At 72.3% G+C, this 22,622-nt stretch carries 20 protein-coding genes; 3 read left to right on the forward strand and 17 right to left on the reverse strand.

The window, feature by feature from the left end; genetic code table 11:
• Positions 1–218 precede the first annotated feature (218 nt).
• A complete protein-coding gene (locus VFJ21_06615; protein HET7406795.1) occupies positions 219–554 on the forward strand; it encodes a hypothetical protein in 336 nt (111 codons plus the stop codon).
• A gap of 2 nt (positions 555–556) precedes the next feature.
• On the opposite strand, the gene VFJ21_06620 is transcribed toward VFJ21_06615, so the two are convergent.
• Positions 557–970: a PPOX class F420-dependent oxidoreductase gene (locus VFJ21_06620; protein ID HET7406796.1), complete on the reverse strand. Its 414-nt coding sequence runs from the start codon at positions 968–970 to the stop codon at positions 557–559.
• 165 nt (positions 971–1,135) lie between these two features.
• Between VFJ21_06620 and VFJ21_06625 the strand changes: the two genes are divergently transcribed.
• Complete coding sequence (locus tag VFJ21_06625) at positions 1,136–2,371, forward strand: DUF222 domain-containing protein (protein HET7406797.1); 1,236 nt, start codon at positions 1,136–1,138, stop codon at positions 2,369–2,371.
• Positions 2,372–2,411: 40 nt separating this feature from the next.
• Here VFJ21_06625 and ilvA read toward each other — a convergent pair whose 3' ends face one another.
• The 10 genes from ilvA to VFJ21_06675 all read right to left on the reverse strand — a co-directional run bounded on the left by ilvA (position 2,412) and on the right by VFJ21_06675 (position 14,035).
• Entirely contained in the window at positions 2,412–3,671 is a 1,260-nt protein-coding gene (ilvA, locus tag VFJ21_06630; GenBank protein HET7406798.1) for a threonine ammonia-lyase IlvA, read from the reverse strand.
• Between the two features lie 19 nt (positions 3,672–3,690).
• A complete protein-coding gene (locus VFJ21_06635; GenBank protein ID HET7406799.1) occupies positions 3,691–4,752 on the reverse strand; it encodes an NDP-sugar synthase in 1,062 nt (353 codons plus the stop codon).
• 72 nt (positions 4,753–4,824) lie between these two features.
• A complete protein-coding gene (locus VFJ21_06640; protein HET7406800.1) occupies positions 4,825–5,763 on the reverse strand; it encodes a glycosyltransferase family 2 protein in 939 nt (312 codons plus the stop codon).
• Complete coding sequence (locus tag VFJ21_06645; GenBank protein ID HET7406801.1) at positions 5,760–6,887, reverse strand: glycosyltransferase family 1 protein; 1,128 nt, start codon at positions 6,885–6,887, stop codon at positions 5,760–5,762. Before VFJ21_06645 ends, VFJ21_06640 begins: the two co-directional genes overlap by 4 nt.
• A gap of 51 nt (positions 6,888–6,938) precedes the next feature.
• Positions 6,939–8,033 (reverse strand): glycosyltransferase family 1 protein, encoded by a 1,095-nt coding sequence (locus tag VFJ21_06650; protein ID HET7406802.1) that lies wholly within the window; start codon positions 8,031–8,033, stop codon positions 6,939–6,941.
• Entirely contained in the window at positions 8,033–9,526 is a 1,494-nt protein-coding gene (locus tag VFJ21_06655; GenBank protein HET7406803.1) for a SpoIID/LytB domain-containing protein, read from the reverse strand. The genes VFJ21_06650 and VFJ21_06655 overlap by 1 nt, the downstream gene beginning before the upstream one ends.
• Positions 9,527–10,070: 544 nt before the next feature.
• The gene (locus VFJ21_06660) at positions 10,071–11,057 is read right to left on the reverse strand and encodes a lysylphosphatidylglycerol synthase domain-containing protein (protein HET7406804.1); all 987 of its coding nucleotides are present in this window, start codon (positions 11,055–11,057) and stop codon (positions 10,071–10,073) included.
• Complete coding sequence (locus VFJ21_06665) at positions 11,054–11,878, reverse strand: class I SAM-dependent methyltransferase (GenBank protein HET7406805.1); 825 nt, start codon at positions 11,876–11,878, stop codon at positions 11,054–11,056. Before VFJ21_06665 ends, VFJ21_06660 begins: the two co-directional genes overlap by 4 nt.
• The gene (locus VFJ21_06670; GenBank protein HET7406806.1) at positions 11,878–12,996 is read right to left on the reverse strand and encodes a glycosyltransferase family 4 protein; all 1,119 of its coding nucleotides are present in this window, start codon (positions 12,994–12,996) and stop codon (positions 11,878–11,880) included. Before VFJ21_06670 ends, VFJ21_06665 begins: the two co-directional genes overlap by 1 nt.
• On the reverse strand, positions 12,986–14,035 hold the full coding sequence (locus VFJ21_06675; GenBank protein ID HET7406807.1) for a glycosyltransferase family 2 protein: 1,050 nt from the start codon (positions 14,033–14,035) through the stop codon (positions 12,986–12,988). The genes VFJ21_06670 and VFJ21_06675 overlap by 11 nt, the downstream gene beginning before the upstream one ends.
• Positions 14,036–14,082: 47 nt before the next feature.
• Between VFJ21_06675 and VFJ21_06680 the strand changes: the two genes are divergently transcribed.
• Positions 14,083–15,006, forward strand: coding sequence for a glycosyltransferase family 2 protein (locus tag VFJ21_06680; GenBank protein ID HET7406808.1), 924 nt, complete (start codon positions 14,083–14,085; stop codon positions 15,004–15,006).
• On the opposite strand, the gene VFJ21_06685 is transcribed toward VFJ21_06680, so the two are convergent.
• The 6 genes from VFJ21_06685 to VFJ21_06710 are packed head-to-tail and all read right to left on the reverse strand — an operon-like array spanning position 15,003 to position 22,579.
• Positions 15,003–18,536: a glycosyltransferase gene (locus VFJ21_06685; GenBank protein ID HET7406809.1), complete on the reverse strand. Its 3,534-nt coding sequence runs from the start codon at positions 18,534–18,536 to the stop codon at positions 15,003–15,005. The genes VFJ21_06680 and VFJ21_06685 overlap by 4 nt on opposite strands.
• A 37-nt stretch (positions 18,537–18,573) precedes the next feature.
• Positions 18,574–18,879 carry a hypothetical protein gene (locus VFJ21_06690; GenBank protein HET7406810.1) on the reverse strand — a complete coding sequence of 102 codons (306 nt, stop codon included), beginning with the start codon at positions 18,877–18,879 and terminating at the stop codon, positions 18,574–18,576.
• Between the two features lie 18 nt (positions 18,880–18,897).
• Positions 18,898–19,131 carry a hypothetical protein gene (locus VFJ21_06695; protein ID HET7406811.1) on the reverse strand — a complete coding sequence of 78 codons (234 nt, stop codon included), beginning with the start codon at positions 19,129–19,131 and terminating at the stop codon, positions 18,898–18,900.
• 21 nt (positions 19,132–19,152) lie between these two features.
• Entirely contained in the window at positions 19,153–20,502 is a 1,350-nt protein-coding gene (locus tag VFJ21_06700; protein ID HET7406812.1) for a glycosyltransferase, read from the reverse strand.
• Positions 20,499–21,758, reverse strand: a complete 1,260-nt coding sequence (locus VFJ21_06705; protein ID HET7406813.1) for an ABC transporter ATP-binding protein — start codon at positions 21,756–21,758, stop codon at positions 20,499–20,501. The genes VFJ21_06700 and VFJ21_06705 overlap by 4 nt, the downstream gene beginning before the upstream one ends.
• Positions 21,755–22,579 (reverse strand): ABC transporter permease, encoded by an 825-nt coding sequence (locus VFJ21_06710; GenBank protein HET7406814.1) that lies wholly within the window; start codon positions 22,577–22,579, stop codon positions 21,755–21,757. Before VFJ21_06710 ends, VFJ21_06705 begins: the two co-directional genes overlap by 4 nt.
• Positions 22,580–22,622 lie beyond the last annotated feature (43 nt).

Consider the following 22,622-nt stretch of genomic DNA (forward strand, 5'->3'; position numbering starts at 1 on the left):
GACCACGACATCAAGACAGAACGGCGCATCGCCGAACGCGACGACTGAATTTTCCTGGCGGGGCAGGCGTTGTTGCATGGTTGATCGCGATGTCCGAGACGTGGTCGCGCACCAGTACGGCGCCACGACGGCCCGGCTGGATATGGCAGCTTCCGCATCACGAAGGACGCAGGACTGCTCCACGCCCAGTTGGGCCGTCAGCCTTCTTGAGTCCACAGATGGCGAACTCGTCCTGGACCGCCGTCGGCGCGGGCGGCATGCTGACCGGCGTGAACGCCGCGACGTGGACCCTGATCGGTTTGCTGGGCACCAGCACCTTCGCAGCCATCGGCGTCCTCGCTGCGGCTCTGTTCTCGCAGATCTCTCGCGTCGACGGGTTGGGTGACAAGCTGGACCGAGTGCGCGACGAGCTGCTCGGCCGCATCGACACCACCCGAGTGGAGCTGCGCGACGAGCTCACTACGCGCATGGACGCGGGACATGCCGACCTCGGGCGCCGCATCGACGCGCTCGAGCACCGCATCGCGGAACACCTGGCGCACCATGCCGCCTAGGGTCAGTCGGCGACGTCGCGGGCGCTGACGATCTTGTCGGGCCTCAGCCGCACCAGAAGCTCACCCGGCACGGCATTGCGTGCGCCGTACTCCCCCGCACGGTCCTCGCCCATGTAGCGGCCGCCGAGCCGCGCCGCCCATCGACGGAGCTCGTCGCTGTCTTCGCTCATGGCGACCGAACCTTCGATGGTGACGAAGGAGTATGGCGGGCGGTCGTCCTGCACGACGAGCGTGGCCCGCGGGTCCGCGCGCAGGTTACGGCCCTTGACGGTCTCCGCACCGGTCGTGAAGACCAGGTCGTCGCCGTCGGCGTCCCACCAGACCGGGGCTGCGTGCGGCCGCCCGTCGGGGCGGACCGTCGCAAGGACGCCGGGGCGCGGAGCCTTCAAGAACTCGCGCAGCTCTTCGCGGCTCATGCGGTGATAGGGCACGGCTCGACCCTACGAGGCGCGGAGAGACCCGGCCGCCCCCTCGGCCTGAGGAGTTGTCCACAGCTGCGTATCGCGTGTCGTTTCTGTCGGTACGCCGGACCACAATGATGCTCGAACACCAGTTCGATTCATCCGGATGGAGATTGCCTCATGGGCTGGCAGGCGACGCTCGACGACGCGCTCGGGCAGTGCCGAGCGGTCGACGTGACCGCGCTGCCCGACGTGGCGCTCCTGGCCGAGCTGGACGGGTTGCTGGCCGCCCGTGACGTCCTGGACGGGCTGATCGCCCGCCGGCTGGAGGTCGCCGACGTCCGGCAGGCGACCGTGGCCGAGTGCGGGCTGACCACGACGATGTGGCTGCGTTCGCACGCCCGGCTGTCGGCGCACGAGGCCCGGCAACGGATGTTCGTCGCCCGATCGTTGGCCCACAGCGCGGTGCTGGCCGAGACGGTCGACGCCGGCCAGGTCACCCAGGCCAGCGCCCGGATCATCGCCTCCACGCTGCGTCAGCTCGACCCGGACGACCGAGAGGCCGGTGCGGGCATCCTGGTCGAGCTGGCCGCTCAGGCGCCACCGGAGCAGGTCGGTGTGGCCGCCCGCCACCTGCTGCACGCCACTGCCGCCGCCGAGACCCGGGAGACCGCCGAGCAGCGTCGCCTCGCCGGCCGCTACCTGACCATCGACGCCACCTACGACGGCATGTACGCCGTGACCGGCATGCTGCCCCCCGACACCGGCGAAGCCCTTGCCGCGGCGGTCGGCGCGCTCGCCCAACCCGCCGGCGGAAACGACGAGCGCAGCGCCGGGCAGCGCCGCGCTGATGCCCTCGGCCAGGTCGCCCGGCACCTGCTCGCCTGCGACGGGCTGCCCGACAACGGCGGCGAACGCCCCCAACTCGTCCTCACTCTGAACTACGCCGACCTGAGCGACGCCCTGACCGGCAGCGGCCACGCCGCCACGCCCGGCGACACCGACCTCACCGACCGACGCAACGCGAGCGGCCTGCCCGCCAGCGTCCTGCGCCGGCTCGCCTGTGACGCAGCAGTCATCCCCGCCGTCCTCGGCGCCGCCGGCGAAGTCCTCGACATCGGCCGAGCCACCCGCACCTGGCCCACCGCCATCCGCCGCGCCGCCCGGCTACGCGACCGCGGCTGCACCTTCCCCGGCTGCGCCGCCGGCCTCGACCAGTGCGACCTGCACCACCTCGTCTTCTGGGCCGACGGCGGGACGACATCGCTCACCAATGCCGCCCACCTGTGCGCCTTCCACCACTGGCTCATCCACGACAAACACTGGACCGCCAGGCGCACCCGCGACGGCACCCTGCTCTTCACCAGACCCGACGGCACCACGGTCCACGACCCGGCACTCGCCCGCGCCGGTTGACACCGCGCCGCCCCTGCGGGCCAGCCCCCCCACCGGCGCGTCAGAGCAGGAACGAGAACAGCGGTGAGCCGGCCGGCACCTGCTCGATCTGCAGCGGGCTTGCGGCCATGCGCGCGAGCAGCGCGGTCAGGTCGCCGGCCCGTTGCAGCTCGATGCCGACGAGAGCGGGGCCGGTCTCCCGGTTGTTCTTCTTCACGTACTCGAAGACCACGATGTCCTCGCCCTGGGCGAGTACCTCGTCGAGGAAGTGCCGCAGAGCGCCGGGCTCCTGCGGGAAGGTGACGAGGAAGTAGTGGCGCAGGCCTTCGTGTAGCAGCGAGCGCTCGACCACCTCGGCATAGCGGCTCACGTCGTTGTTGCCGCCGGAGACCACGCAGGCAACCGGGCCACGCAGCACGTCAAGGAGACCGAGCCGCACCGCCGCGCTGGCCAGCGCACCGGCGGGCTCGGCGATGATGCCCTCGGACTGGTAGAGCTCGAGCATCTCCGTGCAGACCGCGCCCTCCGGCACTGCGACGACCGCGTCGACGAGTTGGCGAACCAGGGGGAACGTGTGATCACCGACGCGGCCGACCGCAGCCCCGTCGACGAACGTGTCCACGGCGGCCAGTGTCGTCGGCGCACCGTAGGCCAGTGCGGCCGCCATGCTCGCCGCGCCCGCTGGCTCCACGCCGACGATCCGCGTGTCGGGGCAGCGGCGTCTCAACCACAGCGCCATGCCGGCGATCAGGCCGCCCCCACCCACCGGCACGACGACCGTGTCGAGGCGGTCGGCCTGGTCGGCGAGCTCGACCGCCACCGTGCCCTGACCGACGATGGTGCGCGGATCGTCGAACGGATGCACCCGCACCGCACCGGTGCGAGCGCTGTCCTCGAAGGCGGCGGCACTTGCTTCGTCATAGGAGCTGCCGACCACGACCTGCTCGACCCACTCGCCGCCGATCGCGGCGATTCGCTCCCGCTTCTGCCGCGGGGTGTTCGCCGGCAGGAAGACCCGCCCCCGGATACCGAGCTCCCGGCAGCTGAACGCGACACCCTGCGCGTGGTTGCCCGCGCTGGCGCAGACGATGCCCCGCTCCCGCTCCTCCGGCGAAAGGGACGAGATCAACGTGTAGGCGCCGCGCACCTTGTAGGAGCGGGTGAGCTGGGTGTCCTCCCGTTTGAGCAGCACGGGTGCCCCGGCGGCGACTGACAGCCGCTCGCTCTCGTCGAGCGGCGTACGCCGGACCACAGGGCTCAGCAACGCAGCCGCATCGGCTACCGCCTCGGCACTCGGCGGGGCCACGCGCTGCTTCGACACGACGGGGATGCTACGGACGTCAGCCGAGGCGCACGGCGCCGTCGGGGAGCGTCACGCCGGTCCAGACTCGAGCGCCGTCACGCAGCTGGTTGCCCGCACCGACATGGGCGTCGTCGCCGACCACGACGTCTTCGAGGATGCAGCCGTCACCGATCACTGCACCGCGGCCGACGATGGTGCCGGCCAGTCGCGCGTCGCGGCCGACCGACGCGCCGTCGAACAGCACCGCGCCGTCGAGCACAGCACCACTTCCGACGCGGCAGCCGCGGCCCACCGTGGTCCCTCCGACCAGCGCCGCGTCGTCGGCGATCTCGGCGCCGTCGAGCACCAGGGATTCGCCGTGCACTCCGGTGAGGGCGGACGACGCCACCCGACCGAGGACCAGGTCGCGGCAGCCGGCGACGAAGGCTGCGGGGGTACCCAGGTCGAGCCAGTAGGCAGTGTCGACATGGCCCACCACCACCGCACCGCCGTCGAGCAGCGCAGGGAACGTCTCGCGCTCGACCGAGACGACTCGGCCGGCGGGGATCGTGTCGATGACCGAACGGCGGAAGACGTAGCAGCCGGCGTTGACGAGGTTGGTCACCGGCTGGGGCGACTTCTCGTAGAAGGCAACCACTCGACCGTCGGCGTCGAGCGGGACGCAGCCGAACGCCCGCGCATCCGCCACCTCGACGAGGTGCAGTGTCACGGCCGCTTCGATCTCGGCGTGCCGCCGCAGCTGGGCGCGGATGTCATGACCCGACAGCACGTCGCCGTTGAAGATGAGCACCGGGGCGTCGGGGCCGCCGCGCAACCGGTCCGCCACGTTGCGGATTCCACCGCCGGTGCCGAGCGGTTCCTCCTCGGTCACGTAGTCCAGGTCCAGGCCCAGCGCCGACCCGTCGCCGTACTCCTCGCGAAAGACCTCGGCGCGGTACGACGTCGACAGCACGATGTGATCCGCGCCGGCGTCACGCGCCTTCACGAGCAAGTGGGTGAGGAACGGCACCCCGGCGACGGGCAGCATGGGCTTGGGGCTCGTGAGGGTCAGCGGTCGCAGCCGGGTGCCCTGACCCCCGACGAGAACGATGGCGTCCACTCAGATCCGCCCGTGGAAAGGCCCGGCGAGCGGCAGGGAAGGCGGCGGCAGGGAAGGCGGCGGCGACTCCACTCAGGACCCTCGCTTCGGCTCGGCCAGGATCGTGCCCGACCGGGTGGGGGTGGCGCCGTGACGGACGCGGCGTACGGCGACGGCGAGCAGCAGACGGCCGAGCAGGCCCGCGGCGAGCAGCGCCCGCAGCGGCGCCCAGCGCGGTCCGGGGTACTCCTGCGCGAGGTAGCGGTAGGCGCTGCGGTGGTGGGCGACCTGCATGCGCAGCGGTTCGCGGCTGGTGGCGTGACCGCCGGTGTGACGGACGACGGCGGCAGGCACGTGCACGCGTTCCCAGCCGGCCGCGTCGAGCCGGCGGCACAGGTCGAGATCCTCGAAGTACATGAAGTAGGCCGGGTCGAAACCCCCGACCGCCTCGAAGGCCTCCCGCCGCAGCAGCATGCAGGAGCCCGACAGCCAACCGGTCGGCCCCTCGGTCGGGACGCCTCGCTCGCGGCGGTAGTCGCGGGTCCAGGGGTTCGTGGGCCACCACCAGCCGAGCAGCGCATGGCCGATGCCGCGTCCGAGGGACGGGAACGCCCGGGCCGACGGGTAGAGGTCACCTTCCGGCGTCAGGATCGCCGGGCCGACCGCACCGGCGCGGGGCCACCGGGCCCCGGCCTCGAGCAGCAGGTCGAGCGACCCGGGGGCCCATTCGACGTCGGGGTTGACGACGACAAGCCAGTCGCCCGAGGCGCCGGACGCACCGGCGTTGGCGGCCGCGCCGTAACCGGCGTTGGAGGCGAGCCGCAGCAGGCGCACGTCGGCACGGGCGGCCGCGGCCCGTTCGGGCGCCTCGTCGGTGGAGCCGTTGTCGGCCAGCACCACCTCGACCGGCCAGGACGTCGCTGTCGACAACGAGTCGAGGAACGTCGTCAGGCTCTCGCCCGGCGAGTAGGTCACCACGACCACGCGCACGGGCACCCGCGCGCCCTGCCGCGCGGCGGAGGCTGCGGTCACTCCCCCGCGGCCCGCGCGTAGCTGGCCAGGTGCGCCTCGGCGCTCGCCTCCCAGGTGAACTCCCCGGCGCGGGTGAGCCCGGCCCGGGCGAGGGACTCCCGGCGGGCCGGGTCGTCGATCAGCGCGGCCAGCGAGCGGCCGATCGACTCGGGGTCGGGCTCGGTGTAGGCCACCGCGTCGCCGCCGACCTCCGGCAGGGACAGCCGGTGGGTGGTCAGCACGGCAGCGCCGGACGCCATCGCCTCGAGTACGGGCAGGCCGAAGCCCTCGCCGTGGCTCGGGTAGGCGACGACCAGCGCTCCGCCGAGGAAGCCGGGCAGGTCGTCGAAGCGCAGGTAGCCCGGGCGCAGGACGCGCAGGTGGCTCGGCACCTCGGTGACGGCGGCGTCAACCTCGTCGTCCCACCCGGTGCCGCCGGCGAGCACGAGCGCGGGCGGGTTGTCGCGGTCCTGCACCGCCTGCACCCAGCCGCGGATGAGGTTCGGGACGTTCTTGCGCGGCTCGAGCATGCCGAGGAACGCGACGTAGGGCACGCCCTGCAGCCCGAGGCGGGCGGCGATGCGGTGCTTCTGCTCCTCGCTCGGCACGTGGAAGGTCGCCGTGTCGACACCGTGGTAGGCGACGTCGATGCAGGTCGGGTCGGCGTCGAGCAACCGGACGAGCTCGTCGCGGGTCGCCTTCGACGGCACGATCACCCGGGTGGCGCGTCGCAGCGCCGTGCGGGTGGCCGAGCGGAAGAACGTCCCCTTGACGGCCGTGTGCACCTCGGGCTGGGTGAAGAACGTCGCGTCGTGGATCGTCACCACGACCGGGCGCCCGGCGCGAAGCGGCAGCGTGTAGTGCGGCGAGTGCACGACCTGCGCGCCGACCTGGTCGGCGACGAGCGGGAGGCCGGTCTGCTCCCAGGCCAGCCGGGCCGGCCGGTGGCTGATCGCCGCTGGTCCCGGGACGACGGTGGCGTGCGGGGCCATCCGGGTGTAGCGCTCGGCATCGGCACGCTGGCAGGCGACGGCGATGTCGGCCTGCGCGGCGCCGAGTGCGGCGATGAGCCCGTCGACGTAGCGGCCGACTCCCCCGCGGTCTGCGGGCACTGCCGTTGCGTCGACGAGCACGCGGGGCGCCACGGGCGCACTCCTCCTCGGAACTTCGAAAGGACCGCCTGCAGCGTACGCCGATCAGGCGCCGAGTCGGCGGTAGTGCGACCAGAGCGTTTCCGCGGCGCGGGCCCATGAAAACTGCCGCGCCCGAACCCGTCCTGCGGCGACGAGGCGGGTGCGCTGCGCCTCGTCGCCGGTCACGGCCGCCAGGGCGCTCGTCAGCGCCGCGACGTCGCCCACGGGCACCACGGCCGCCGCACCCCCGGCGACCTCCACCAGGGCGGGCGCATCGGAGACGACGACCGGCGTGCCGAGTGCCATTCCTTCCAGCACGGGCAGCCCGAATCCCTCGGCGCGCGACGGTACGACGAGGGCGCTCGCGCGACCCAGAACGACCGCGAGATCCGCGTCACCCAGGCGCCCGGTCAGCAGCAGCCGGTCCGCCGGCAACCCGGCGGCCGCAGCGGCTGCGGGCAGGTCGACGCCGCCCCACCCGGGCTGGCCGGCGACCACGAGCGGGAGGCGCGGCGCTTCCGGCGCGGCCATCGCCGCGACGAGCACATCCAGTCCCTTGCGTGGTTCGAGGGTCGCGAGGCTCGCGACGTAGCGCGGAGGCAGGCCGAGGCGGCGGGCCCTTGCGTCGGCGTCGGGCGGCACGGCGAGCTCGGGCGCAACGCCCTCGCCGACGACCTCGATGCGACCGGCCAGGTCGAGGATGGGCTCGAGCTCGCGGCGTACGGCATCGGTCGGGACGACGACCAGGTCCGCCTCAGCCGCGGCGCGCGCGGCCATCCGGCGGTGGAAGCGCACCCCTCGCGGCGTCAACGTCTCCGGGTGGGTCCACGGCACGGCGTCGTGGATGGTGACGACGAGCGGCCGCCCGCGCCGCGGCGGCAGGAGCAGCGTCGGCGCGTGCACGACGTCGGCCTCGCGGGGCGCCGGCCCGATGCCCCGTTCCCACGCGGCGATCAGCGGGCGCCGCGGCAGGGGCAACCGGCGCGGCCCGCGGACGCCCGGCACGCGGGCGGCGGAGACATCCGCGTGCCACGCGGTCCAGGCGCTGACCGAGTCGGCATCGGCGACCGCGAGGGCCCGCGCCAGCTCGCGCGAGTAGCGCCCGGTGCCTCCCGGCACCGGGGCCAGGCACTGCTCCAGGACCAGCGCGACGCGCACTAGGAGGAGGCGAAGCGGCTGGTCGCTACGCCCTGCTCGATGGCCAGCTCCAGCGTGCGGGCCAGGAACACCGCCATCTCGTCACGGGGCAGGCTGGTGTCCGGCTGGTAGGTACGCGGCCCGCTCGGCTGCGTCTGACCCTGCACCACGCCGACGGCGGCGAGCGCGTTGATGTCGGCGTCGAACGGCGGCCCGTCGTCCTGGAAGTAGTCGTTCGAGGACGCGGGTACCTGGTAGCCGGCGAACGCGAGGGTCCGCCGCAGGAACGACGCCATCTCACCGCGCAGCACCGGCGCCCCCGGGTCGAAGTGCTGGGCGTCCTGCTTGCCCTGGCTGATGCCGGCGGCCGCGATCGCGCAGATCGCGTTCTGCTCGTCCTGCGGCAACGTCGAGATGTCTACGAACTGGCAGGGCGCCTGGCCCGGCGGCCGGCCCTTCGAGGTGGCAGCCAGCAGGTTCGACAGGAACATCGCCATCTCGCGACGCAGGACGGTCTCGCCGGGGGCGTACTGCGTCGCGGTGCGGCCCTGGGTGACTCCGTAGGCAGCGATGCAGTTGATCGCGGCCGCGAACGCGTCACCGGAGGTGTCGGTGAAGCCGGCGTTCGGCGTGCTGCTCGGGGGGCAGGCCTTGCTCGTGTAGTCGGGCGCGGCGGCGGGAGCCGGCGCGACCACGGTGAACCACGAGCTGCGGATCGGGTTGCTCCCGCCGGGGTTCGCGGCGCGGATGCCGTCGCCGGTCGTCGTCACCGAGGTCGGCTGGCCCTGCGCGTCAACGCCCTCGAGCCGAACCGACGTGACCCGGCCGCCCCAGTCGCCGTTGCCGTCGCGGGACACGATGACCATGCGCTGCACGGTGCCGACCTGCGGGAACTTCGCCTGCAGCTGCGCGGCGCTCAGCGTGGCGGTCCAGTCGTGGTACGGCGAGTCGATGGCGTCCCACGGGTCCTGCTCGGCGATCAGGTAGGGCTGGCTGCCGGCGACGGTCCACCCCCCGTTGGACGAGCTGAACTGCGCGAAGATGACCTGGCCGTTGTAGGTGCGCACGATGCCCGCGGTCGCGGCGATGGCGTCGTTGGTGCTCTGCGACTCGAGCTGCGTGGTGGTGCCGCCGGCCGGGGTGACGCTGGCGCCGCCGTAGACCTGGCAGAAGGTGCTGTCGCAGATGTCCCAGGGGCTGCCGCCGTTGTTGACGTGCTCGTAGGTCGAGTAGGAGCGCGCCGCCACGGCCTGTGCCTGCAGCGCCGCCGCCGGCCACCACGCGGGCGACTCGCGCGGCACGACGTCCTGCAGGTAGTTCTCGATCGGCAGCGCGTTGACCCGCATGAACGTCGTGGCGCCGGTGGAGTCGACCTCGAGCGTGCCGTGGTAGCTGCGCACGGTGCCGTCGCGGTAGTACATCGACAGGTCACCGGTGGCGGCGAACCGCAGGGGGCCGGTCAGCACGGTCTTGCCGCCGATGGGCACGGTCGTCCAGGCGCCGTTCTTGTGCATGTACGCCGTGAGGCCCTTGCCGCCGGGGTCGGCGTTGATGCCGTAGCGGTCGGCCGCCGGGTCGCTGAGCGCGACCGACGTGCCGGTTGCCAGGTCGGTGACGGTCAGGCCGGCGGCCGGCAGCACCTCGAGGTCGCACTTCACACTCGGCGTGGTCGACGCCGCGTCGCACTGGTAACGCCGGTCGGGGTTGCTGGTCTGGCCGGGCTGGTAGCCCTCTGCGCCGAGCTCGGTCAGCGCAACCCGGATGGTCGGGTTGCCCTGCTGCGTGGCGGTCGTGCCCGGGTAGTAGAAGTCGAGGATCTTCGTCGCGCTGACCCCCTGCTTCGCCGCGCCCTCGGCTCCCCATTGCGAGAGTCCCCGCCCGTGCCCCCAGCCGTGGCCCTGCAGCTGCAGCACCCCGGAGGCCGGGATCGGGTAGGTCTCGTCAGCCAGCGCGGGTGAGGCGGGCAGGGCGACGGCCCCGGCGACGAGCAGGCTGCCGAGCGCGAGCACGGCGGGCGGGCGTAGACGCATGAACGTTCTCCGAGCGAGGGGGGTCGGATCACGGTAACCGGCGGGTGGTGGTTCCTCCCGGTTGCGCCGTCGGTGTGGCGTCTTGGGATCCGCCGGCCGGCCGCCGGCTACGGCGGACGGCGAGTGCCGCGCCCGCGGCGAGCGCGAGGTCGCAGAGGGTCACGACCACGCGGCTGACCACCGCGACCGCCGTCGCCGCCGGAGTCGGCATGACCGTCCGCAGGACGACGACGAGCACCGCCTCCCGCACGCCGGCGCCGGCGGGCAGGGGTACGACGAGCAGGCCCACGACGACCGCCAGCGCGTAGCCGCCGATCGCGAGCGGCGACTCGTGGACGTGCAGGCTGCCGATGTCGCCCGCGAGCAACGCCGCCTGGCCGCCGAAGGCCAGCCAGGTCACGACGTACAGCGCACCTGCCGTCAGCATCCCGCGCCCGGTGAGCGGCTCCTCCAGCGGTGGCCGCCTAAGCAACGAAAAAGCCTTGCGCAGCAAGGGGTTCAGTACCCGTGGATGCAGCATGAGCACGCCGGCGGGCGCGGCAAGGAGGGCCCAGGCGTAGACCCCGCCGGCGCCGGACAGCAGTGCGGGCAGAGCCATCACCCCGACCACCGCGCCGGTGACGACCGAGACGCCGGTCGCGATGAGGTAGGCCGCCACGCTGCGCGACCGGGGCACGCCGAGGTCCGCACCCATCTCCGCCTGGGCGACGGCCGGCCAGACGCTGCCGGGCAGGTACTTGCCGAGCTGGCCGACGAAGAACACCCGTGCCGCCGCACCGGCCGGCAGCGGCGAGCCGAGGTCGGCGAGCACGGCCCGCCAGGCGAGCATGGAGAACCACAGCCCTGCGGCGAAACAGCCGAACGCCCCGACCGCGTAGGGCGCCGACAGCCGCGACAACCGGGTGGCGACGTCGTGCCACTGGTCGGCGAGCGCGAACGCGACGCCGGCCGCGACCGCGAGGACGAAGGCGAGGCGTAGCGCCAGCCGCCACCGCCTCCGGCGCGGCCCGCTCACGCCGCTGCGCGTGGCCGGGTGGGCACCGGCGTGGGCATCAGCGGCAGCGGTGGCCCGGCCGGGCGGGAGGGGCCGGTCGTCGCGACCCAGATGTAGGTCGGCACGAGCGGCATCGCGGCGCGCAGTGCCCAGTGCGGAGCGCGGGAGACGGGGCCCGGCACGATGTCGTCGCTCGCGAACATCCGCGGCGCCGTGAGCACCGGCAGGGTGTAGTCCCAGACGTGGTAGCCGGAGAGCAGCGCGCGCAGCCCCGGCCGGGTACGGAACCGCTCGTAGTAGTGGTCGGCGCGGCCCGACGCGCGCACGTAGCGGTCGGCCACCGGACCGGGCAGCCAGGACAGGAACGGCAGCCGGTAGTGGGGCTCGATGACGCCGAGCCGGTTGCCGAGCCCGAGGTACATGACGCCGCCCGGCCGCAGCACCCGGCCCAGCTCCGCGACGACGGCGTCGGGGTCGACGACGTGCTCGTAGATGTGGTTGAAGACCACGACGTCGAGGCTCTGGTCGGGCAGCGGCAGCCGGTCACCGCTGGCGCAGCAGAACTGCACGTGCCCGCCGAACCGCTGCTGCGCCTTGCCGAGCCCCGGCACGTCGATGTCGAAGCCCAGAACCCGCGACGCGCCCGCGGACGACAGCTCGTCGGCGATGTAGCCGGCGGAGCAGCCGACGTCGGCGACCACCAGACCGGACAGCTCGTCGCGGCCGAGAAAGTGCCGGAGCACCGCGAGGATCTTGCGCGCCTTGCCGCGCCGGTGCTCCTCGTCGAGCATGGTGTCCATCAGCTCGGAGTAGGCGAGCTGCGGCGAGCCGCGGCGGGCCATCAGCGCACCGCGCCGGTGAGCGTCGAGACCAGCACGTCGAGGTAGTCCTTCCACTGCGCGTCGGCGTCGACCGGCCGGATGCCGGACCGCAACCGATCGAGCATGCCTGGTTCGTAGAGCCGGCGCAGCGCAGCGGCGAGCGAGTCGGCATCTCCGGGCTCGCAGAGCAGGCCGTCGACCCCGTCGCGCACCTGCTCGGGCAGCGCCCCGACCCGCGTCGCGACCACCGGGATGCCGTACTCGAACGCGAGGTAGGCGTGCTGCGACCCCGTCGACGACAGGTAGGGCACGACCAGGGCGTCGGCCGACCGGAACAGTGCCGGCACGTCGTCGGAGGGCACGTAACCCGGCCGGATCTCGACCCGCCCGGTCAGCCCGAGCGAGTCGACCAGTGCGCGGGTGTCGTCCACCCCTTGCCAGAACTCTCCGGCCACGACCAAGTCGACGTCGGGCACGGAGGGCAGCGCACGCAGGAGCACCTCGAGTCCCTTGTAGGGCCGCACCAGCCCGAAGAACAGGAGCCGGCGTCGTACCGACCGGGTTTCCGACAGATCAGGGGGCGCCGGACGCAGGAACGCCGGCAGCGGGCAGACGGCGACGTGCACGCCGGTCAACGACCGGGCGAGGGCCGCTTCGGCGGGCGAGTGCACGAGCACCGCGTCGGCACGGCTGAGCACCGCACGCACCAGCCGCTCGTCGACGCCCCGCCGCTCGTGCGGGAGCACGTTGTGGCACAGCGCGAGCACCCGCGCGCGGCCGCCGCGCATCGCCCGCAGGATCGTGAGGTAGGCCGGCACCTGCACCGGGGTGACCATCACGACGACGACCCAGTCGACCTCCGCGGCGAGCCGGCGGCCGACCCGCCACCAGGAGTCGGGCCGGCGCCAGGACAGCGGGTAGGTGGTGGCGGCGTACGGCGGGATCTCGGGCTCGGCGACCGTCTGCTGCCCCGGGTAGAGCAGCGCCGGGTACTGCGCGGACCACGACACCAGCCGCACGTCGTGGCCGGCGGCGGACAGCCGGCGGGCGAGCTCCGTCGTGTGCTGTGCGATGCCGCCCTTGTAGGGGTGGGTCGGGCCGACGATCGCGATGCGGAGCCGGCGCGGCTCAGTCGTCACGCGAGCGCACGATGAGGTCGGCGAGCAGCGCGAGAGAGCCGATGATCAGGCCGGCCACGATCAGCAGGATCGAGTTGGCCGGCAGGTAGAGCGGGTGCGCGATCTGGTCGTAGGTGACCGCCTTCAGCACGCCGATGCCGAAGACCCACAGCGCGACCGGCATCAGCACCTTGAGCGGGTTGAAGTACATGACCATCCGCAGCACCTGGAGGATGTAGCGGTAGGCGTCCTTGGTGAAGTGGAACTTCGACGTCCCCGAGCGCTTGGCGTAGTCGATCGGCACGTAGCGCACGTAGTGCTGGTTGGACAGGAACGCCAGGGTGATCGTGGTGACGCAGGAGAACCCCGGTGGCAGCAACCGCAGGTAGGGCAGCGAGACCTGCCGCCGGAATGCCCGCAGCCCGGAGTTGAGGTCGGGGATCTGCGTGCCGCTGAGGTACTCCGCGATCTTGCGGATGACCCACTTCGCCGGCACCCGGAGGATCTTGTAGGTGCCCTGCTCCTCGGTGCGGGCGCCGACGACCTGGTCGACGGTGGCGTCCTTGTCGAGGATGCCGACCAGCTCGGGGATCCGGTCGTTGGGGTAGGTCATGTCGGCGTCGGTCCAGACCACGATCTCGCCGCGGGCCTGCTCGGTGCCGATGCGCCGCGCGGTGCCGGAGCCGCCGTTGCGGTGGAAGGGCATCAGCCGCATCCGCGGGAACCGCGGAAGCGCCTCCTGCAGCAGCGCCAGCGTGTTGTCGGTCGACGCGTCGTCGATGACGATCAGCTCGTAGCCGTAGCCGCTCGCGTCCATCGCCGCCGTGATCCGCTCGAGCTCGAGCAGGACGTGGTCCTGCTCGTTGAAGCACGGCAGGATGATCGAGACGTGCGGCGCGGGTCCGAAGCGGCGTCCGGTCCCGACCTCCTCGACCGCCCGCTCGGCCGCGGCACCGGCCGCCTGCGCCTCCGCGGCGACCAGCTGTTCCTGGGTGAGCACCTGCGTCGGCGCATCGGCCCCGGTGGACCAGGGTGCGGCACCGGAGTCGGGCGTGCTCATGCGGAACGCTCCCAGGGTTTGCGGCGGCATGGGAAAAGATACCGGTCATGTCCGAGGCGACCGTCGTCGTCGTGTCGTGGAACGGCCGCCATCTGCTGCCCGCCTGCCTCGATGCCCTGCTGCCCCAGCGGCCCGCCGCCGTCTGGGTCGTCGACAACGGTTCGGTCGACGGCACGGCCGACTGGCTCGCGACCGCCTACCCGTCGGTGCGGGTGCTGCGCAGCCCGACGAATCTCGGCTTCGCCGGTGGCAACAACCTCGCCCTGCGCGAGGTCGCGACCGAGTTCGCCGTACTCCTCAACAACGACGCGGTGCCACGGCCGGGGTGGCTCGCCGCCCTGCTGGCGGGCTTCGACGCCCCCGAGGTGGCCGCGGTGGCGTCGAAGGTGCTGCTGCCCGACGGCACGATCAACAGCATCGGCGGGCGGGTCGACCGTGACGGCTACGGGCACGACATCGGCTTGCGCGCGACGGACGACGGCAGCTACGACGTAGCCGCCGACGTGCTCGTCGCGCCCGGCACGGCCTGCGCGCTGCGCACGGCGGCGCTGCACGACGTCGGCGGGTTCGACGACGACTACTTCCTCTACTACGAGGACGTCGACCTCTGCTGGCGGCTGCGGCTGGCCGGCTGGCGGGTGCGCACCGCGCCGGCAGCGGTCGTCGACCACCTGCACTCCGCGACGACCGGCACCGTGTCGGACCTGCACGCGTTCCACGACACCCGCAACCGGCTGCTGACGCTGACGAAGGACGCGACTGCGGGCCTCGCGCTGCGCGAGGTGCTGCGCTTCCCGCTCACCACGGCTTCGATCGCGGTGCACGAGGACCGGCACCGGGCGCGGGTCAGGATGCGCGCCTACGCGTCGTACCTGCGGCTGCTGCCCCGCACGCTGCGCAAGCGGCGCAGGATCGGCGCGACGGCGAAGGTCTCGCGCGCCGACGTGCAACGGCTGGTGGGCCGGGTCTAGCCGCGGCGGGCGCGGACCGCGTTGCGCACCTTGCGGGCCGCGCGGAAGGCCGGCGCGATCGGCGTACGACGAAGGATCTCCATGCGCCGGTTGAGGGTCTGCACGGTGGCCTCGAGCTCGGTGACGTACTGGTCGAGGGTGGCGAACTGCCGGTCGCGGAACATGATGCGCCCCGACAGCCGGCCGTCGGCGTAGGCGCCGTAGAGCCGGTTGCGGTCGTCGAGCAGCGCACGCACTTCCTCGGTGATCTCGCGGTCGCGTGGCCGAAGCCGGCGGGCCTCCTGCCACTCCCACGGCCGCAGCACCACCTCACGCAACGGCGCGACGGAGTCCTGCCAGCGGAAACGGTGGGACACCGTACGGGCGTTGGCCGAGCACTCGGCGCGCAGCACCGGGCTGGTCAACATCTTCGTGAGCGCGGCAGCCAGCGCGATCGGGTCCTCGGGCGGCACCAGCAGGCCGACCCGCTCGTCCCGGACGAGGTCGGCCAGCACGTCGCCCTCGGTGGCGACGACCGGCAGCCCCGCCCACAGGTAGTCGAGCACCCGGGTGCGAAACGACAGCCTCGCCTCGGCGAGGTCGCGCGCGGCGGTCACCGCGACGTCGGCCTCGAGCAGGTAGGCCTCGCGCAGGTCGTAGGGCGCCCAGTCGCCGAAGACGACGGAGTCCTGCAGGCCGAGCTCGGCGACCTTCGCCTGCGCGACCTTGGCGACGTGCATGGTCTTGACGTTGGGGCTCTCGAGCTGGAAGCCGAGGAAGTAGAGCTTGGCGTTGGGGACGTCCTTCACCACGCGCCCGAACGCCTCGATCGTGCCGATCGGGTCGAACCAGTCCCAAGTGCCGCCGCCCCACAGCACGACGAGGTCGTCGCGGCCGATCTTGGGGTGGACCCCCTTGAGCACCTGCCGCTCGTGCCGCGGCGCGCGGTCGGGCAGGCCGAACGGCACGACGTCGACGAGCTTGCGCAGGTTGGGGTCGAGGGCGTACTGGCCGAGCGTGAGGCGGTCGCGCGCGGCGAGCATGCCGAGCCAGTAGTCGCGCTGCCGCTCGGAGGCGCAGATGAAGAAGTCGCCGACGTCGAGCAGCTCGTTGAGGACAGCCACGTCGTTCTGCAGGGCCGTGTCGCCGTAAGGCTCGCCGTTGTGCAGCTCGACGTTCTCGAAGATCCACGGGTCGTAGAGGTCGACGACGAGCAGCGTCGGGACCCGCCGGAGCGCGGGCGCACGTTGCAGGGTGTAGCCCTGCACGACGGTGACGTCGGCGGCCTCGGCGAGGCGAGCGAGCGCCTCCGGGTCGTGGTAGACCGCGAGCTGTACGCCGGGCGCGGCCTTGTCGGACGCTTCGGGCACGGCGACCGTCACCTCGACGGTGCCGGCGAGGGCCTTCGCGATCTCCCAGGCGCGGATCGCCGGCCCGCTCATCTTTTCGGCGAGCGCGTCGTTGCTGATGACGAGCACCCGGGTCGCCCGGCGGCGCGGAAAGACCTTGTCGAGCCCGAACGCCGTCGTCAGCCGCTCCGACGCCTCGAGGTAGGGGCGCTCGGGCAGCACCGGCCACAGCGGCCGGTTGAACCGGTCGAACACCTCGAGGTCGCTGCGCCTGCGGGCGCGCTGGATCGTGGCGCGGTCGACCATCACCTGCTCGATGTCGTCGACCACGTCGCCGATCGCGTGCAGGTGCGCGAGCGCGTAGCGCGGCACGACCTCGGTCTCGTCGCGGTCGCCGCCGATGTCGTACGGCGTGCGCGGGAGGCCGCCCCGCAGCACGGCGCGCTTGACCATGAGCATCAGCGCCGGGCCGAGCACCCGGCCCAGGTTGTGGTCGTCGTAGTTCTTGAGGATCATCCGCAGCGCGTTGCGCTCGTAGAGCAGGAACCGTTGGTGCATCGGGAAGCGCGACGACGTGCCGTGCATCCGGTGGTAGGCCCGGGCCTTCTTGGCGAGCACCACCCGGAATCCCAGCACCCACAGCCGCCAGCCGAAGTCGACGTCCTCGAAGTAGGCGAAGAACCGCGGGTCGAGCCCGCCGACGTCGAGGAACACCTGCCGGCCGCAGAGCATCGCGCCGCCGCAGGAGAACAGCAGCTCCTTGCCGTCCTCGACGTGGGCGGTGTCGATCGGGGTCCCGTAGCCCAGCTGCTGGCCCATGCCGTAGAAGTTCGTCGCGCCCTCGCCGAAGTCGAGGGTCGAGCCGTCCCAGGAGACGATCTGGGCGCCGACGCAGACGATCCCCTGGTCGGGGTCGTAGGCCCGCACCAGCTCGCGGACGAAGTCGGGGTCGACCCGAGCGTCGTTGTTGAGCAGCACCACACACTCGGTCTCGAGCGCGGCCACGCCGGTGTTGACGGCCGGCGCGAAGCCGGTGTTGCCGTCCTGCGGCAGGACCCGCACCCACGGGTAGCGGCTGGCGAGCAGCTCGCGCGACCCGTCGGTCGACGCGTTGTCGACGAGAACGACGTCGAGCAGGTCCTTGGGGTAGTCGAGGGCGGCGATCGAGTCGAGGCAGTCGGGCAGGTGCTCGGCGCCGTTGAGGTTGACCAGCACGATCCCGACCGACCGCAGCGCTGGTTCGCCGTCGGCGACCGGCTCCGGCACCTCGACCGGCCCGGGCTGCTCGTCGCGCACGGCGTCGAGCGCGGTGCGCAGCGACCGCGCAACGACCGAGAACGGCTCGCTGTCCTGGGCCTCGATCCAGCGGCCCAGCGTGGAGTGCTCCGACCACGGGTCGTCGCCGCGCGGCAGCGCGCGCTGCAGCTGGGTCGCCAGGTCGACGAGCCGGACCAGGTCGCCTGTCACGTCGCCTTCGGGTGCGGACGGGTTGAAGTCGGGGTAGCCGGCCGGCGGCCGGATGACAACCGCACGCCGGTAGTGCGGCGGGCGCCGGTCCTCCTCGCGCAACAACGTGTTGAACGCCGCGTCGACCTGGTGCAGCTCGTGCTCGCGCCGCTCGCTGGCGAGGTGGCCCTTGAGCAGCCAGAACGCGATCCAGTGGTAGAGCCAGCCGTCGCCGTGGACCCGGTGCTCGTGGTCGTGCTCGTCCAGCCACCCGGTCAGCTCCGCGAGGTCGGGCAGGCCGAACTCCGCGTGCTCGTCGAGGGCGGGAAGGCTGTGGCCGAGCCGGGCGACCCAGTAGCCGTTGACGATCGCCTCGCATCGGGAGACCCGCGGGTCGGCGTACGGCGCGACCACGACCACCGGCCCGCGCGACACGCGCAGCAGCTCCGCCACGAAGGCCGTACGGCGCGCGGCGGGCAGGTGCTCGTAGACGTCGTGGCAGGCGACGATGTCGAACGACCCGTCGCGGAACGGCAGCGCGAAGCCGGAGCCGATCAGCGGGACGTGGCCGTCGCGCGCCGGGTCGTCGGCGTAGACGTCGATCGAGACCGTGCGATCGGTCGGGAACAGCGCGGCGATCGTGCCGAACGGGTCGCCGACGTCGAGGATGCTCAGCGGTTCGGAGCCGTAGGACTCGTGGCGCAGCCGGTGCAGATAGGTGTAGCGGGCGTACTGGTCGAAGCTGGCTCGCCGCATGGCATCCACGAGCGAGGAGCCTACGGGGAGCGCCGCGCTACGGGCGTTCCGGCACGGCGCAGTAGGCGCCCTCGGAGAAGCCGGCAGCGGGCATGCCCAGCGCGATGTTCCACCGCGACCGGTAGTTCTCCCACGCGACCGCGCTGACGATCTCGACGATCTGCGGCTCGGTCATCCGCTGCCGGAGCGCGGCGATCGTCTCCTCGGGCACGTCGGCGGGGGTGCGGGTCATGCCCACCGCGAGGTCGAGCACGAGCCGCTCGTCGTCGCTGAACGCATCACTGTCGCGGTAGCGCGGCAGGTCGTGGATCTGCTGCTCGGTGATGCCCTTCACCCTGCTCACGGCAGAGTTGATGTCCATTCAAAACGGGCAGCCGGCGAGCGTCGCCGTCTTGAGCACGGCGAGCTGCTTGAGCTTCGGGTCCGCCGCTCTCGCCCGGCCACTCACCATCTCGAACAGCCCGACGGCGACGGCGTAGGGCTTGCTGTGCGCGTAGACCCGCGGCTGCTGCGTCTCCCGGCCGAGTCGCTTGAGCGCCGCCCTGGCGTAGAAGTCGGCGAACCACCCCCGGGCGGCGCCGATCCGGTTGCTCACGGGCGGATCGTATGACTCGTCCTACTTGGTCAGCCGACCCCAGGCCTTCTTCGCGACCAGCCGCGGGCCACCCTGACGCAGGTAGTCGCGGGCCAGCGCGACGTTGGCGCGCAGCCCCGTCGGCGGGTGGCCGATGACCGACAACGGCGGGGTGAGCCTCCCGACGAGGTCGGCGTCGAGCAGGTCCGGCGCGCGATGCGGATCGCGGCAGAAGTCGACCAGCGGCGCGAGCACCTGACCCCAGTGGAACCGCTGGGCGACCCGGGCGACCGCTGCCCGGCACGACGCGGCGAGCTCCGCGTCGTGCAGGACGCGGTCGAGCGCGGCGGCCAGGGCGTCGATGTCGCCCGCCGGCACCGTGAGGCCCAGCCCTTCCTGCTCGACGAGCGCGGCCAGCGAGTCGCCGGCCGTGCACACGATCGGCAGCCCGGCCCACAGGTAGTCGAGCAGCCGGGTGCGAAAGGAGAACGCCGTCTCGACATGGTCGAGGTGCGTCGACACGCCCGCGTCGGCGTCGAGCAGCCAGTCGGCGCGCTCGTCGTACGGCACCCAGCCGTCGTTGAAGACGACGTGCGAGCCGAGCACGCCGAGGGAGCCGGCGAGCTCGCGCGCGGCCACGGCCATCCGCATCTCGGGGACGCGTGGGTTCGGGTGGGCGCCGCCGAGGAAGACGAGCCGCACGTCGCCGCGCAGCCGGTCGACCGCGCGGACCAGCGTGAGCGGGTCGAACCAGTTGTAGATGCCGCCGCCCCACAGGAGCACCTTCTCGGTGTCGCCGATGCCGGGCAGGGCGCCGCGGATGCCGTGGCGACGCCGTACCGGCGGCTCGTCGGGCAGGCCGAACGGTGCGACGGCCAGCAACGACCGGAGGGTCTCGTCGGCGTCGTACGACGCGGAGTTGACCCGACCGAGCGCGGCGAGCGCACCGAGCCAGAAGTCGCGTTGCTTGTCGCTGGCGCAGAGGAAGAAGTCGCCCCTGCGCAGCTGGTCGTTGAGCACGACGACCGCGTTGTGCACGATGTCGCGCCGCCGCTCCTCCCCCTCGTCGCGGGCCTGCTCGAGCAGCTCGAGGTGGAACGGGTCGTAGACGTCGGCGACGACGACCTTGCCGGTCTCTCGGAGGAAGGGGTACTCGTGCAGCAGCGAGCCCTGCATGACGAGCACGTCCATCCACTGCTCGAGCTCGCGCAGCTCCGGCTCCCCGACGCACCGAACCGCGAACCGTGGCGAGGACGCGTCGGCACCGACGTGCGAGACGAGCTGCACGTCGTGGTCGGCGGCCAGCGCGTCGGCGATCGCCCAGGCGCGGATCGCCGGGCCGGCCATGCGCGCGCCGATCACGTCGCCGGTCGCGACGACGATGCGGCTCATGCCCCGGCGGGCCCGGTCGACCAGTCGGCCGACCACGAGCCGCCGAGCGACAGGAACCCGTGCTCCTCGCGCGGGTCGCCCAGCTCGACGTCGAAGCGCAGCGCCCGGTGCCGGTGGTCGTAGGGGTGCTGGCAGGTGAAGTCGTAGACCGAACCCGACAGGTCGTAGGTGCCGGGGAGCAACAGCAGCCGGTCGATGCGCAGCTCTACGACGCCCGTGCCGTCGATCTTCTCGGGCACCAGCCCCGCGTCCCGAGTGTTGGGGCCGGTGAGCTCGACCCCCTCGACCGAGTGCAGGGCCATCCCGAAGACGGGCTTCTCGATCGGCTCGTTCGTCGTGTAGTGCAGCCGGACGGTGACCGGGTCGCCGGTGCGTACCGACGTGGTCACCCCGCCGTCGGGGCCGAGCAGCTCGAGCCGGTCGATGCGCGCCTCACCGGAGCCCCACCGCGAGCCGGTGTGCTGCGTCGGGTCGGCCGGTCCGTCACCGGCCGCGACCTGGTCGCGGGCGTGGTGCGACTCGCCGACGTAGTCGTCGACGACGTTGCCCGGCGCCCCGACCTCGCGGACCTGCCCCTCGTCGAGCCACACCACCTGGTCGCACAGGTTGCGCAGCTGGCCCATCGCGTGGCTCACGAGCACGATCGTCTTGCCGCTGCGGCGGAAGTCGGAGAACTTCTCCGCGCACTTGCGCTGGAACGCCTCGTCGCCGACGGCGAGCACCTCGTCGACGAGCAGGATGTCGGGGTCGACGTTGATGGCGACCGAGAACCCGAGCCGCACGTACATGCCCGAGGAGTAGTTCTTCACCGGCGAGTCGATGAACCTCTCGAGCCCCGCGAAGGCCACGATCTCGTCGAACTTCGCCTCGATCTCCTTGCGGGACAGGCCGAGGATCGAGCCGTTGAGATAGACGTTCTCCCGGCCGGACAGCTCCGGGTGGAAGCCCGACCCGAGCTCCAGCAGCGCGGCGACCTTGCCGTTGGTGGTGATCTTGCCGTGCTCGGGCCGCAGGATCCGCGCGATGCACTTGAGCAGCGTCGACTTACCCGAGCCGTTCTCGCCGATCAGGCCGAACGTCGTCCCGACCGGGATCTCGAACGACACGTCGCGCAGGGCCCAGAACTCGTCGTACTTCGCCCGGCCGCGGCGCATGATCGCGACCTTCAGCGACTGGTTGCGCTCGTGGTAGAGGCGGAACCGCTTGGAGACCCCGTCGACCACGACCGCGGGCTCGGTGCTCGGGGGAAGGCTCACAGCTCCTCCGCCAGGCCGCCCTCGCGAGCGCTGAACAGCGCCCAGCCGGCGAGGATCGCGAACGCCGTCCAGCCGACCAGGTAGCCCCAGGTCTCGGCCGACGGGAACCGCAGGTCGTAGAAGATGTTGCGGTAGGCGATCGCGAACTGCGTCATCGGGTTGGCCCGGTAGAGGTCGAGCGCGCTGACGCCGAGCGCGTGGTACTTCGCCAGGCTGTGCACGTACTTCATCGGGTAGACGACGGGCGTGGCGTAGAACCACACCTGGAGCCCGATCGCGAGGAAGTGCTCGACGTCGCGGAAGTAGACGTTCATCACCGCGAAGCCGAGCGCGAGGCCGAGCACGAAGACCGTCTGCAGCGAAGCGACGACGAGGACCAGCGGGATCCAGGGCAGCACCATGTTGCCGAAGGCGAGCAGCACGCAGGCCAGCACGCCCATCTCGATCATGAAGGTGACGAGCCACGCGCCGACCGCCGAGCCGACGAGCAGCTCGCGTGGGAAGTAGACCTTCTTGATGAGGTTGGCGTTGCCGACGAGCGAGCTCATGCCGCCGGTGAGGCTGTTGGCGAGGAAGTTCCACGGCAGCAGCCCGGTGAGCAGCCACAGCGCGAAGATGTCGAGCCCGCTGGGGTTGCCCGCGTCGGGCTTGGCCTTCAGGAAGACACTGAAGACGACGGTGAAGACCGCCATCGTGACCAAGGGGTTGACCAGCGACCACGCCCAGCCGAGTGCCGACCGCTTGTACTTGCTGCGGAGTTCCCGCAGGGTGAGGTTGGCCAGTAGCTCGCGCGAGGTGACGATCTCGGCGAGCGCGGTCACGTGGCCGTCCCGTTCACGCCGGTCAGTCTAGGGATCAGTCAGC

It is taken from the genome of Mycobacteriales bacterium (assembly GCA_035690485.1).
GTDB lineage: Bacteria > Actinomycetota > Actinomycetes > JAFAQI01 > DASSKL01 > DASSKL01.

Coding starts and splice junctions, on each gene's coding strand:
- VFJ21_06615 (HET7406795.1), top strand. CDS start 219: ATGGCGAACTCGTCCTGGACCGCCGTCGGCGCGGGCGGCATGCTGACC.
- VFJ21_06620 (HET7406796.1), bottom strand. CDS start 970: ATGAGCCGCGAAGAGCTGCGCGAGTTCTTGAAGGCTCCGCGCCCCGGC.
- VFJ21_06625 (HET7406797.1), top strand. CDS start 1,136: ATGGGCTGGCAGGCGACGCTCGACGACGCGCTCGGGCAGTGCCGAGCG.
- VFJ21_06655 (HET7406803.1), bottom strand. CDS start 9,526: ATGCACAAGAACGGCGCCTGGACGACCGTGCCCATCGGCGGCAAGACC.
- VFJ21_06665 (HET7406805.1), bottom strand. CDS start 11,878: ATGGCCCGCCGCGGCTCGCCGCAGCTCGCCTACTCCGAGCTGATGGAC.
- VFJ21_06675 (HET7406807.1), bottom strand. CDS start 14,035: ATGAGCACGCCCGACTCCGGTGCCGCACCCTGGTCCACCGGGGCCGAT.
- VFJ21_06680 (HET7406808.1), top strand. CDS start 14,083: ATGTCCGAGGCGACCGTCGTCGTCGTGTCGTGGAACGGCCGCCATCTG.
- VFJ21_06685 (HET7406809.1), bottom strand. CDS start 18,536: ATGCGGCGAGCCAGCTTCGACCAGTACGCCCGCTACACCTATCTGCAC.
- VFJ21_06700 (HET7406812.1), bottom strand. CDS start 20,502: ATGAGCCGCATCGTCGTCGCGACCGGCGACGTGATCGGCGCGCGCATG.